The organism is Aeromonas sp. QDB18, assembly GCF_027705325.1.
Classification (GTDB): Bacteria; Pseudomonadota; Gammaproteobacteria; order Enterobacterales; family Aeromonadaceae; genus Aeromonas; species Aeromonas caviae.
On record NZ_JAPDBQ010000128.1, the window covers coordinates 1 to 12,441 of the forward strand.

Genomic DNA, 12,441 nt, shown 5'->3' on the forward strand with positions numbered 1-12,441 from the left:
AACGTCCCGCTGGAGCCCATTGCAAAAAAAGTGGCGCAATACAACGAAGGCAAGTAGGTCGATTTAGCGGCGCTTACCCCTAACAAGAAGGGGGAAATCGAAACCGTCAAAGATATGCTGGACATTCTTGAGCTAAAAGGAGCCGTTGTCACACTCGATGCGTTGCATTGTCAGCGTGAGACACTGGAGAAAATCAGCGAGAAGAAGGCTCATGTAGTGGTACAGGTCAAGAATAATCAACCGAAGCTGTATCAAGCGGTTCAATCGCAATTCCAGTCACTGTTTGACGCCCAGAAAGAGAAGATTGTCGTCGAGCACAAAGAGAGTGGACATGGCCGCCAGGAAGAGCGTTATGTGTTTCAATTAAAAGCCAAATTACCGCCAGAGTTGACGGAGAAATGGCCGACAATCCGCAGCATCATTGCCGTTGAGCGTCACCGCAGCGCCAACGGAAAAGGAACGGTAGATACCTCTTACTATGTCAGCTCGTTATCCCCCGGTAATCCCCCCGAAAAACCAGGGTGCTCATAAGTAGAATTTTCCCGTACCTTGAACGCAGGAGGTTCTACATGAAAACATCACGCTTTAGCGATACCCAGATCATCGCCATCCTCAAACAAGCTGAGGCTGGAGCTCCCGTCCCGGAGCTCTGCCGCGAGCATGGCATCAGCACGACCACCTTCTACAAGTGGCGTTCCAAATTCGGGGGGATGGATGCCTCCCTCATGGCTCGACTCAAGGAGCTGGAGGACGAAAACCGCCGCCTCAAGAAGATGTACGCCGAGGAGCGCCTCAAGGCAGAGATCATCACCGAGGCCATGGCAAAAAAGTGGTAACGCCATCTGCCCGCCGGGAGATGGCGACCAAAGCCGTGACTCACTACGCCATATCCATCCGTCTGGCTTGCCGGATCTTCAAGGTCAGTGAAAGCTGCTATCGCTATCAGCCCGTGCTGGTCGATGAAAACCAGGAAATTGCCGATTGGCTGCTACGTATCACGGCCAGCCAGCGCAACTGGGGCTTCGGGTTATGCTTTTTGTACCTGCGCAACGTCCAAGGCTTTGGCTGGAATCACAAACGGGTATACCGGATCTATCGGGCGCTGGAGCTCAATCTGCGGATAAAACCCAGGAAACGGTTGGTTCGGGCTAAGCCAGAGCCGTTGGCGGTTCCCGACCAGCCTAATCAGTGCTGGTCGATGGACTTTATGCATGACCAGCTCAGCGATGGCCGCTCGGTGCGGCTGTTTAATGTGATCGATGACTTCAATCGTGAAGCGCTGTGCATCGAGGTGGATTTCTCCTTACCCGCCTCACGAGTCAAACGGGCGCTGGAGCAGGTGATCACGTTGGCCGGAATGGCTGTTCAACTTCGCCGGAATACGCAGAATGTGAAAAACTCGCTGCGGGGCAGTTGCCATACGCTCGGAGCGAAGCATTTACCAAGGCATCTTGCGGAATACTGCTTCCGGTTTAATCATCGTTTTGACCTCAAGAGCATGTTGGTTGAATTGGGGCATGCAGTCGTGGCAAGCCCTCCGATGCCATATCGGCTCTTGAAGCTGGCTGAGGGTCATGGGTAATCAGGAACCGAAATTGTCCGTCGCGTAGAACAACTCTTTGCCTATGCCGATACCATCGAGCAGCAGGCCAAGACGGCCAAAGCGCGGGTCGATAACCTGACCCAGGCCATTCTGGCCAAGGCATTTCGTGGCGAGCTGACCGCCGACTGGCGCGCAGCCAACCCGGACCTGATCAGTGGCGACAATAGCGCCGCCGCCCTGTTGGCTCGCATTCAAGCCGAGCGGGCCACTGCCAAGCCGCGCAAACGGGCAACCAAAACATCCGCGACGTAGGTTCGATTAGCGAAGCGTAATCGGACGCACGAGAAACCGCCGCCCTGCTGGCCCGCATTCAGACCGAGCGGGCCACCGCCAGCGGCAAAAAAGGTAAGTGTGGGCCCCGCAAGCCTCGCGCAACGGCCTGACCCGCTCGTATGATGTGCAGTCAGCGGCAACATTCGACGGGTTGTAAGCCAAGTGCAGGCGAGATAAGGTCGTGTTGGCAGCAAAATTAGGAATAGAGCATGGAAATCAAACAACTCACCCTCGAAAATCTGGGGCGTTTTGAGCGTCTTGCCATCGAGTTTGCCCCCACGGAGCGGGTCAACTCGAATGTGACCGTGCTGATTGGCAACAATGGTGCAGGCAAAACCTCGGTACTCAAATCGTTGGCGACCTCACTCAGCTGGTTTGTTGCCCGTTTGCGCAGCGACAAAGGCAGCGGCAGCCCCATCCCGGAAGAGGTCATCCTCAATGGCGCCAATACCGCGGTGGTCTCTCTTCAACTACACGATCAGCTGAAGGAATACATCTGGTCTCTCACCAAAACTCGCGCCGGTCGCAAGAGCAACGAGCAATCCATATTGACCGACGCTAGCAAACTAGCCGATGAGTATCGAGCACGATTGACAGAGCAGGAAAATGTCAGCTTACCCCTGATCGCCTTCTACCCAGTCGAGCGGGTGGTGCTGGATATTCCGCTAAAGATCAAAGAGAAACATTCATTTCGCCAACTCGATGGTTATGACAATTCGCTGAGTCAAGGAGTCGATTTTCGTCGTTTCTTTGAGTGGTTTCGCGAGCGGGAAGATAGCGAAAACGAGTCGGTAATCCCTACTGAAGTTCTTAATGAACTTCAAGATTTACTCGGTCCTGATCTTTGGCAAAAGTTGCAACAGACACAGGCATCAGCCAGAGATCGCCAGTTGACGGCGGTGCGCACAGCTATTGCCAACTTTATGCCCGGATTTAAAAATCTGAAGGTCCGCCGTAAGCCGCGTCTGCATATGTCCATCGACAAGGAGGGTCAGACCCTCAATGTGTTGCAACTGTCGCAAGGGGAGAAATCCCTGATGGCACTGGTGGGCGATATTGCCCGCCGCCTCGCAATGATGAATCCGGAGCTGGAAAATCCGCTGCACGGCGATGGGGTGGTGCTGATCGACGAGGTGGACATGCACCTGCATCCCCAGTGGGCACGTACTATCATCCAGCGGCTCACTGATACCTTCCCCAACTGTCAGTTTGTGCTGACCACCCACTCCCCCCTGGTGATCAGCGATTGCAAGGATGTACTGGTCTATTCGCTCGATAATGGCGAGTTGACTGAAGTGCCATCCCAATATGGTCAGGATGCCAACTCGGTGCTGCTGGAGGTGATGGATACCGCTATTCGCAATGAGCGGGTGGCGAGCCGACTGAATGACTTACTCGATTTAATTCAAGATCGGCAATTTGATAAGGCCAATGCCCTGCTGGCCGCGCTAAGAGCCGAGCTGCCAGCCAACAACCTGGAGCTGACCAAGGCTAGCCTGCTGCTGCGCAAAGAGGAGCTGCGCCGTGCGCAAGATTTATAAGGGACAAGAACCTGCAAGTCTGGCGGCATTCAAACGTCAAAATCCTCATGCTCGATATCACGACCTACCCAACGATGAAGAGGGTCAGGCAATTCGCCAGCAGATCCGGGAGGCTTGCACTACTGAGCAATTCCATCTCTGCGCCTACTGTTGCCAAGCCATCAGCGGCACCAGTGAAGACACCATGAACGAGCATGTTGAGGCTAGGGATCTCGCCCCTAAGCGCACCATGGATTTCAGCAATCTGGTAGCCAGTTGCAAAACACCGAAACAGTGCGATGCCGCCCATGGCTCGCAGCCTCTGCCGTTGACCCCGCTGATGCCTGAGTGCGAAACCGAGTTGCGCTTTAAATGGAGTGGTCGGGTTGAGGGGTTGACGGAAAGAGCCAAAGAGGCGATCCGGGTACTCAATCTGGGTGATACGGAGCAAAGCAACAAGGTGCTGGTTGCCAAGCGCAAACAGCTGGTGGATAGCCTGATTTGGACCCACTATGGCGATGATCAGCAGGCACTGGCGCTGGAAGATGATGCACAATTGCTGACAATGCTGATCGAAGATCTGAGCCAGCCCAAACAAGGCAAGCTGGAGCCCTTCGCACCTGTACTGGTGAACATACTGCGCAGTCAGCTCTAGCGATTGCGTGCCTGCCCGGGTGACTCGGGAGCCACAACCTCGGTACACCTCGTGCGCTTTTCTCCGGCAGCAGACCGCGAGGATAGGCGCATCTCCTCCCCTCTGATAATCTGCCGTGGCCACGGTAGCCAACTATCCCGTTTTCATTTGGAGTTTTCATGTCACTGACCAAGAGTAAAACCTCGGCCAAGCGAAAAAAAGCCGAGCCGCGCCACGAGAGTCCGGCCCTTGCCTATTTTCATCGCCAGTGGCAGGCCATCGAAAAGCTGCAGGCCAAGCTGGCCAAACAGGAGCAAGAGGGGGCGGATATCTATCAGCGCTTTGTCAGCGACATTGAGCCTCTGGAGCGTGAGCAGTGTGGGCTGATTTTTCAGCTTTGCCAGCGGCTGGCCGGTTTCACCGCCCGCAAAAGTTTTACCCAGTGGCAGCGCGAGATGCTCCATGGCTGGATTGATGAATTGATGGGGTATCTTGAATCCAACCCGTTTCGGGGGGAGCTGGATCTGGAGTCACTCTATATGGCGGTGCAAGCGGGCAGCGTCAGCCAGCTCGATGATGATCAGCTCGAGGCGAGCTGCGATTTTATCACTGACATGCTGCAAGAGGCGTTTGGCGAGAGCCCCGATGATATCGAGCTGCTGCGCGAGATGGTCAGAAATCCCGAGAAGCTGCGCGACTATATGCAAGCCCAGGCCCAAAAACAGGGCGGTGATGAGCATGAGTGGGACGACGACGCGCCGGACTGTGGCGATGACCCCTTTGCCAATGACGAGGCTTTCGCACGTTGGCAGGATCATCATGACATGGCCGATCCGGATGAGGTTGCCAGGGTTGAGCAACTGCTCGATAACTCAAGCCTTAAGCAGCTCTATCGCAAGCTGGCTATGACGCTGCACCCGGATCGGGAGCAAGACCCGGTCAAGCGTGAAGAGAAGAGCCGCCTGATGGGCGAGCTCAGCCATGCGTGGGAAACGCGGGATATGTTTACTCTGTTGCACCTGGCTCACACCCATCTGCCCGAGGCAGACAAGCTGCTGAGTGAAGAGAATCTGGTGGCCATCAATCCGGCGCTCTGGCAGAAAAAACGTGAGCTCGAGATCTGCTTTTATAGTGGCCCGGAGGGAGTGCAAGGGGTTATCTTGCACAAGTTTAAACAGCGCTCGAAGAAGAAGACCGATCTCGCGTTCGAGGAGCATCAGCACTATCTACAGCGGGATATCAAGCAGTTGCATGGACAACTGGCGACCATCACCACCCTTGCAACCCTCAAACCCTATCTGGCCGAGCGCTGGGACGCACGTCAGCACGCCATCTGGGATGAAGAGCCGGACTTTGATGAGATCTTCTTTCGATAACACTTTTTTCGAAAACACATTTTTTGAAAACACCTATTTCGAAAACAAGAGAGAGCCAATGGCTCTCTCTTGTTTTGGGTAGCTTGAAGGATGTCGTGGCAATGAGACATCCAGATGAGTGCTATCGAGGCGCTGGACAGCCAAGGGCGCATGGAACACCAGCACAAGCTGACTGACCGAGTGAAAGGTGTTAGCGCCTTATTTATTCTCGGCCTGATACTGCACACCGCTCGCCGACATGGTAATGGCCGGTAGCTTTTGACGAACCGCCTCCCAAAAGCTGCTCTTGCGTTTGTGCTGCTGATAAAGCTGATTCAGATACTCCTGTGGCGAACAGAGAGGTCTCTCTCCATCCTCTTGTTCTACCTTTAAGGCCGCCTGATAATCCAGGCTCTTTTTCAGATCCGAGGCTGCCCCCGTGTAGTAGGTGCTCTTGCCCTGATTAACGACATTGGCCACCAATTGACGACGTAGCCGCACTGCCACCACGATAAATCCCTGCTGATAGAGGCGGCTCGACCAGGTTCGTACGGTTGAACCAGCAAGGAGTGAGAGATCCTCCTGCAAGTCTGCATCTGTACATTGCTCAAGCCGTTGTGCCAGTTGTGGCCATGCATCAACCTCCTCCAACAGCAACAAGACCTCGCGTAGCCCCCATGATTCGGCAATGGCAACAAACTGGCCTAATGCTACTTCTCTAGGCTCATCTCCACTTTGGCAATAACTCGCAAAAAACGAGTTTGCCCGTGTGCTAGCAAACGCGCGTAATGCCTGAGCATGAGCGTCAGCTCGGCGTCCCTCTTCCAGATAGGCCCGGATCAACACTTGATGCCACAGGTTCAATTGGCGGTGGCGCTGCAACAGAGCCGAGTCCATTGCCTCTAATACCGCGATGGCTTGATCGGCGCGTAATTCGTCGGTCAGCAGTCTGGCATAGTCAATCTGCTGACGGGGGTGGCTAAAGAGACCAGCCTGTTGCACCGAGTCAAAGAATGCAATATCACGCAACTCAAAGCTCAACCCCAACGCCTCTGGCAATAGACCTGCCGCCGCATAGTTATCGCGCAAGGCTCGCATCACTGGGGAGCCGAGCACATCACGGTAATCAAACAGGCAAGTAATGCTGATCGATGGATCAATGTCTGACAATCCGTCACGCAATCGACGAGCCAGCACCTCTGGGGGGACAGACTCTCGTTGAGCAGCGATCGCCATCAACCACTGTTCGACCAGCGCAAGATGGTAGTCCTCCCAGCTGCCACTGGATGTATCCATCTTTTCATACAAGGCTCTGGCATTCGCCAGCAACTCGAGGGCGAAGAGTTCTCCCTCCCTTGGAGAGGCGACGATCCCCTTGGCCAGCAACGGAATAAACTGATTTTGCAAGGTATCGAAGAAGGCATCCACCTCCTTATAATCCCAGGAAGGGGGGCGACGAGTGAGCTTGCTATACTCTTTTTTTGCCAATGCCAATAAGGCATCCTCAGCAGTAAGGTACTGGTTAATCAGGTGCTTTTTTGCGAGGGGAAGATGCGTTGCCAGGTCAAGCACGATAGCCAACAGCTCGGCTTGGCTTTTGCTTTCCAGTTTACTCAATTGCGCTTTGGTTAATATTCGTGCCATCAGCTGAACTACCCATTATCAGGTCTATCTAATCGAACATTGTGCCTGAGACCGATATAGATGCCTATCCATTGGAGCGACATCCCCCGGATGACAGAGACCATAAAGAACACATGGTTAAGAAACCATGTCTACGTCGCTGGAGGCGCTCAGCAATGAACACCTGCAAGAGCAAGCCACCAAGGCCCGATTTGCTGCTCGTATCCTTCATGCCCACTTTCTGGCACAACGTAGCGAACACCAGTGGTGGTACCCATCAAGATTGGCCGCAACGAGCCGTGTCCCTTTGGCTGCGGCTAGAAGTACAAGCAGTGCTGTTTGCACTGACCAACAACATAGATAGCAAGAGAGGGCCATTGGCCCTCTCTTGCATTAGGCAACATGGGGAGGATAGGTACAGTTATGTAGTCAACGCTGTTCATCAGGCTAGTCCGAGTTGAGTCGTCGACAATGATAACTAGTCTTGTAGGTGTGGGTTCAAATGTGGGTTCAAAACGAAAAAGGCACTATCAATAAAATGATGGTGCCTTTATTTTCAATAGCTTAGCTGTTATGGCTTAGTTCATGCCGTAGAGAACAACATGATTTATTATCCTTGATGACTTAGCCACCAAAGGTTGTCATTGGGGACGAATGAGTCATCTTGGTGTTGTAACACTTTCCTTCATGAACACAGCTTTACCCGACTAAGGGAATACATTGAGATAATGTGGCACTCTCCGTTAGGAAGGCCCTTAGGGAGTAAGGTTAGTTCCTACCTCGTGCCAAATGTGGTACCCCACGTGGTACCCAAGACAAAAACTTACAATTTGCCAGCCATGTGAAAAACATAAGTAATTGTTTTATATGGTGCCGATAAGGGGAATCGAACTCCTGACCTTCGCATTACGAATGCGCTGCTCTACCAACTGAGCTATACCGGCGGTTTGATGTTCAGAGTCGTGAAAAAAGCCGGACAAGTCAATTGAGCCAACTCGATTTTATGAGTTGGCTCATGATGTTAAGGCATATCAGAGGTCAATGAACTCCGGGATGTGAGCACGGCCGCGGCTCTCGAGAAAATCGAGCAGTGCGCGGGGGGAGCGGGCCAGGATCCGCTCATGTGGGAAGTTGGCTTCGGTGACCAGCCGATGGCAGTGATCAAAGTCGCCGAGGCTGAATGCCACGTGGGAGTCGGAGCCGAAAGTGAGGTAGGCACCCAGATCGCGCGCCGCCTCGACGATGGCGCGGCAGTTGCTTTCACTGCCTGCACGGGAGTGACTGAACGAGGAGTTGTTGACCTCCAGCGCCACTCGATACTCTGCCGCTGCCTTGACCACCGCCTGGATATCGATAGGGAAGGCGGGGTTGCCGGGGTGGCTTATCATGTCGACCCGACCACTTCGAATGGCGTTGATCATGGCCTGGGTGTGGGTCGCCTGATCGCAGGGGGGAAACACCGGTTCGTGAAAGCCTGCCATGATCATGTCGAGCCGGGACTCGTAGCGCTCGGGGAAGTCTATTTCACCGTCGATGTTCTTGATGTTGGCTTCGATGCCGCGCAGGATGCCGACCCCGTCCACGACCCTGGGCAACACGTGCAGATTGACGAAATGCCAGTAATGCGGGGCATCTGCCATGTCCGGGCCATGGTCCGTGGTGGCGAACAGCTTGATCCCCTTGGCTTTGGCGATGGGCAGGTAATCGTGAATGGTGCTGTAGGCGTGGGTGCTGGCGACGGTGTGCGTGTGGGTATCGACCGTATACTTCATCTTCTCTCCCCTCTGGCATGAGGCGACAGCATAGCAAGATTGGCGAAGCCGGGCCATGTGGCTGGTTGTCATACTTTGTCACAATTTGGGTCTGTGCTGACAAAGTCTGATGACGTTTCAGTGCGAGGATGGCGACATCGATGCAAGCCTGAAAACCCATCGATGGGTCGACACTGGATGGTCAGACCCGTTTTCCCCGCCGTCGCCCCTGCGACGGTTTTTTTTGGTTCTCTGTCGGCGCATCGGGTGACGGCAGGGTAAAAAAATGCCCAACTAGCATGACGCAGGTTGGGCGAGACTTAATGTTTAATTGCAGTGGCATAGATATAGAGTGCCGTCTCGCTGCGAAGTTCCCGCCATCTTCCCTCTTTTTTGATTAAAAACATTTAGCCAACACCTGTTCACATTCTCTTGACATGGGTGGGCGTGAAACGTAATTTTTAAACATTCGTTTAAGTGAGGTGTCCAGTGAGTAAAATCGATACCAAGAACCGTATTCTCGATGCCGCCGAGGTGCTGTTTGCCGAGCGGGGGTTCGCCGATACCTCGTTGCGTCTGATCACCAGCGAGGCCGATGTGAACCTGGCTTCGGTCAATTATCACTTCGGCTCCAAGAAGGAGCTTATCCAGGCGGTGCTCGACCGTTATCTGAGCCTCTTCATGCCGGCACTGGACGGGCGGTTGCAGACGTTGATGGCGCAGGATCAGCTGACCCTGTTGCAGGTGTTCGAGAGCTTTGTCGAACCCCTGATGAAACTGTCGGCCGTCAGGGCGAATGGTCCGGCGCTCTTCATGCAGTTGCTGGGGCGCGGCTATATCGACAGTCAGGGCCACCTGCGCCGCTTTATTACCACCCATTATGGGGCGACCCTGCACGGGATCACCCAGGCCATCTCCAAGGCCAATCCGGATTTGTCGCCAGCGGATCTCTTCTGGCGCCTGCACTTCACCCTGGGCACCGTCGTCTTCACCATGGCCTCTGCGGATGCCCTGCGTGACATCGCCCAGGCCGATTTTGGCCAGCAGCTCGATGTGGAAGGGCTGGTGCGCAACGTCATTCCTTATCTGGCGTCCGGTGTCGGGGCGCCCGTGGAGTCGACCTGGCTCTCCCTGGCCGTGTAACACCTAAGAATAATCAACGGAAACAGTGAAATAGAAGGAACTTCGGTATGATCACATTGCTTGTCCTGCTGGTGCTGGCGATAGCCGTGGTGCTCGGTGTCCCCGCCATCCGTAAAAAGGTGGTGACCCGCCCCGTGTTCGGCATCTTCAAGAAGATATTGCCGCCCCTGTCGGCCACCGAGCGGGAGGCCATGGAGGCCGGCTCCGTCTGGTGGGACGGGGAGCTGTTTCGCGGCAACCCGGACTGGAAGAAACTGCACGGCTACGGCAAGGCCGAGCTGAGTGCAGAAGAGCAGGCCTTTATCGACAACCAGGTCGAAACCCTGCTCGCCATGGTGGACGACTTCAAGATCGTCAACGAGACCAAGGACCTGCCGGAGCCGGTGTGGGACTATCTGAAGAAAGAAGGCTTCTTCTCCCTGATCATCCCGAAATCCTACGGCGGCCGCGAGTTCTCGGCGATTGCCAACTCCACCATCGTCACCCGTATCGCCACCAAGAGCCTGAGCGTCGCGGTCACCGTCATGGTGCCCAACTCCCTCGGCCCGGGCGAGCTGCTGATGCATTACGGCACCCAGGCCCAGAAAGATTTCTGGCTGCCGGGGCTGGCCAACGGCAAGGAGGTACCCTGCTTCGCCCTGACCGGGCCGGAAGCGGGCTCCGATGCGGGCGCCATCCCGGACAAGGGGATCGTCTGCAAGGGGATGCACAAGGGTGAAGAGGTGCTGGGCATTCGCCTGAACTGGAACAAGCGCTACATCACCCTGGCGCCGCGTGCCACCGTGCTGGGGCTGGCGTTCAAGCTCTATGACCCGGAAAAACTGCTGGGTGACAAGGAAGAGATCGGCATCACCTGTGCGCTGATCCCGACCAGTCACCCTGGCGTGCGCGTCGGCGATCGCCACTACCCCATGGGGTTGGCGTTCCTGAACGGTCCGACCTTCGGCAAGGATGTGTTCATTCCGCTCGACTGGATCATCGGCGGCCCAGATTACGCCGGCCGCGGCTGGCGCATGCTGGTGGAGTGCCTCTCCGCCGGTCGCGGCATCTCGCTGCCAGCCCTTGGCACCGCCTGCGGTCACATGGCGAGCCGCACCGTGGGCGCCTACTCCTACGTGCGCAAGCAGTTCGGCATGTCCATCGGCAAGTTTGAAGGGGTGCAGGAAGCGCTGGCCCGTATCGGCGGCCTCACCTATCAGCTGGAAGGGGCTCGTCGCATGACCGCAGGTTCCCTGGATTTGGGTCAGGCACCGGCCATCGTCACCGCGATTTCCAAGTACCACATGACCGAGATGGCCCGCCAGGTGATGGATGACTCCATGGACATCCACGCCGGTCGTGCCATCCAGCTGGGCCCGAAAAACTACACCGGCTACGCCTACATGGGCATTCCGGTGGCCATCACGGTGGAAGGGGCCAACATCCTGACCCGCAACCTGATGATCTTCGGGCAAGGGGCCACCCGCTGCCATCCGTATGTGTTTGCCGAGCTGGAAGCGGCGGCCGACACCGATGTGGAGCGCGGTCTCGAGAAGTTTGACGCTCTGCTGATGAAGCACATTGCCTTCGGTACCGGCAACTTCTTCGGTGCCCTGTTCCAGGGGCTGACCCTGGGTCAGTTCAATAGTGCCCCGGTGGCTGGCGAAACCGCCCGCTACTACAAGCAACTCTCCCGCATGAGCAAGGGGCTGGCCCTGTGCGCCGACGTCTCCATGCTGATGCTGGGTGGCGATCTCAAGCGCAAGGAGATGATCTCCGCCCGTCTGGGTGACGTGCTGAGCCACCTCTACCTGGCCTCCGCCACCCTCAAGCATTACGAGGATCAGGGCCGCATGGTCTCTGACCTGCCGTTCGTGCAGTATGCGGTGGAGCGCAACCTCTACCTGATTGGCAAGGCGTTCGAGGGCTTCTTCCAGAACTTCCCGAACAAGGTGGTGGGTGCCGTACTCAAGCGGGTGGTGTTCCCGTTCGGCGTCGGTTACAAGATGCCGGCGGACGATCGCTGCCATGCCATCTGTCTGGCCATGATGACGCCGGGCGAGTTCCGGGATCGTCTGACCGCGCTCTGTTATGTGGGCAAGGACGAGGCGGATCCGGTGGGGCTGATGGAGCGTGCCTTCCAGGCCATGGTCTCGGTGCAGCCCATCGAGAAGAAGCTGGTGCAGGCCCAGAAAGAGGGCAGACTGCCCCGCAAGCTGGCGCTGCCTGAGCTGGTGGCTGCGGCCCTGTCCCAGTCCATCCTCGGCAAGGAGGAGGCGGACAAGCTGCTGGCCGCCGATGCCCTGCGCTACGAGGCTATCCAGGTGGACAACTTCGCTCCTGGCGAGCTGGAAGGATTGTCTCAACCGAACCCGGTCGAGCATGCAGCCTGACCCCGCGCGTAAACCGACAACCGGCCCTAGTGGCCGGTTTTTTGTTGTTTAACCAGGCATTTACAAGGTCGATTAATTCCAGTTTAATGCATTGACATCCTCCCCCACCTTAGCGCTTCGCGTCACAGGAGGGGGATTCCCATTACTGGGTGATAGCTGCTCGCGCA

At 55.9% G+C, this 12,441-nt stretch carries 8 protein-coding genes, 1 tRNA gene and 3 pseudogenes; 8 read left to right on the forward strand and 4 right to left on the reverse strand.

Annotated elements, in window-relative coordinates; all coding sequences use genetic code 11:
* Positions 1 to 75: 75 nt before the first annotated feature.
* The 3 pseudogenes from OKC30_RS16325 to OKC30_RS16335 form a co-directional block, all read left to right on the forward strand.
* Positions 76 to 498: pseudogene (locus OKC30_RS16325) on the forward strand (ISAs1 family transposase); the annotation flags it as partial.
* Positions 499 to 569: 71 nt separating this feature from the next.
* Positions 570 to 1,375 (forward strand): annotated as a pseudogene (locus OKC30_RS16330) (IS3 family transposase); the annotation flags it as partial.
* Between the two features lie 12 nt (positions 1,376 to 1,387).
* A pseudogene (locus OKC30_RS16335) lies at positions 1,388 to 1,582 on the forward strand (IS1595 family transposase); the annotation flags it as partial.
* On the opposite strand, the gene OKC30_RS16340 reads toward OKC30_RS16335, so the two are convergent.
* The gene (locus tag OKC30_RS16340; RefSeq protein ID WP_042649076.1) at positions 1,583 to 1,798 is read right to left on the reverse strand and encodes a hypothetical protein; all 216 of its coding nucleotides are present in this window, start codon (positions 1,796 to 1,798) and stop codon (positions 1,583 to 1,585) included.
* Positions 1,799 to 2,085: 287 nt separating this feature from the next.
* Here OKC30_RS16340 and OKC30_RS16345 point away from each other — a divergent pair, with 287 nt between their 5' ends.
* From OKC30_RS16345 to OKC30_RS16355, 3 genes are all read left to right on the forward strand, one after another.
* The gene (locus OKC30_RS16345) at positions 2,086 to 3,417 is read left to right on the forward strand and encodes an AAA family ATPase (RefSeq protein WP_042649077.1); all 1,332 of its coding nucleotides are present in this window, start codon (positions 2,086 to 2,088) and stop codon (positions 3,415 to 3,417) included.
* Positions 3,401 to 4,051 (forward strand): hypothetical protein, encoded by a 651-nt coding sequence (locus OKC30_RS16350; RefSeq protein ID WP_042649078.1) that lies wholly within the window; start codon positions 3,401 to 3,403, stop codon positions 4,049 to 4,051. Before OKC30_RS16345 ends, OKC30_RS16350 begins: the two co-directional genes overlap by 17 nt.
* A 158-nt stretch (positions 4,052 to 4,209) precedes the next feature.
* Positions 4,210 to 5,406 carry a J domain-containing protein gene (locus OKC30_RS16355; RefSeq protein ID WP_042649079.1) on the forward strand — a complete coding sequence of 399 codons (1,197 nt, stop codon included), beginning with the start codon at positions 4,210 to 4,212 and terminating at the stop codon, positions 5,404 to 5,406.
* Between the two features lie 198 nt (positions 5,407 to 5,604).
* Here OKC30_RS16355 and OKC30_RS16360 read toward each other — a convergent pair whose 3' ends face one another.
* The 3 genes from OKC30_RS16360 to OKC30_RS16370 form a co-directional block, all read right to left on the reverse strand.
* Positions 5,605 to 7,029, reverse strand: coding sequence for a hypothetical protein (locus OKC30_RS16360; RefSeq protein ID WP_042649080.1), 1,425 nt, complete (start codon positions 7,027 to 7,029; stop codon positions 5,605 to 5,607).
* A gap of 847 nt (positions 7,030 to 7,876) precedes the next feature.
* A tRNA-Thr gene (locus OKC30_RS16365) sits at positions 7,877 to 7,952 on the reverse strand.
* Between the two features lie 87 nt (positions 7,953 to 8,039).
* On the reverse strand, positions 8,040 to 8,780 hold the full coding sequence (locus OKC30_RS16370) for a phosphatase (protein WP_039041236.1): 741 nt from the start codon (positions 8,778 to 8,780) through the stop codon (positions 8,040 to 8,042).
* A 468-nt stretch (positions 8,781 to 9,248) separates the two neighbouring features.
* Between OKC30_RS16370 and OKC30_RS16375 the strand changes: the two genes are divergently transcribed.
* Together OKC30_RS16375 and OKC30_RS16380 are read left to right on the forward strand one after the other, a co-directional pair.
* Entirely contained in the window at positions 9,249 to 9,902 is a 654-nt protein-coding gene (locus OKC30_RS16375; RefSeq protein WP_244081992.1) for a TetR/AcrR family transcriptional regulator, read from the forward strand.
* A gap of 47 nt (positions 9,903 to 9,949) precedes the next feature.
* Positions 9,950 to 12,274 (forward strand): acyl-CoA dehydrogenase, encoded by a 2,325-nt coding sequence (locus OKC30_RS16380; RefSeq protein ID WP_041213197.1) that lies wholly within the window; start codon positions 9,950 to 9,952, stop codon positions 12,272 to 12,274.
* Positions 12,275 to 12,441 lie beyond the last annotated feature (167 nt).

Bases quoted from the DNA above. Each gene is read 5' to 3' on its own strand.
- OKC30_RS16380 (WP_041213197.1), top strand. From the start codon at position 9,950: ATGATCACATTGCTTGTCCTGCTGGTGCTGGCGATAGCCGTGGTGCTC.
- OKC30_RS16370 (WP_039041236.1), bottom strand. From the start codon at position 8,780: ATGAAGTATACGGTCGATACCCACACGCACACCGTCGCCAGCACCCAC.
- OKC30_RS16345 (WP_042649077.1), top strand. From the start codon at position 2,086: ATGGAAATCAAACAACTCACCCTCGAAAATCTGGGGCGTTTTGAGCGT.
- OKC30_RS16360 (WP_042649080.1), bottom strand. From the start codon at position 7,029: ATGGCACGAATATTAACCAAAGCGCAATTGAGTAAACTGGAAAGCAAA.
- OKC30_RS16355 (WP_042649079.1), top strand. From the start codon at position 4,210: ATGTCACTGACCAAGAGTAAAACCTCGGCCAAGCGAAAAAAAGCCGAG.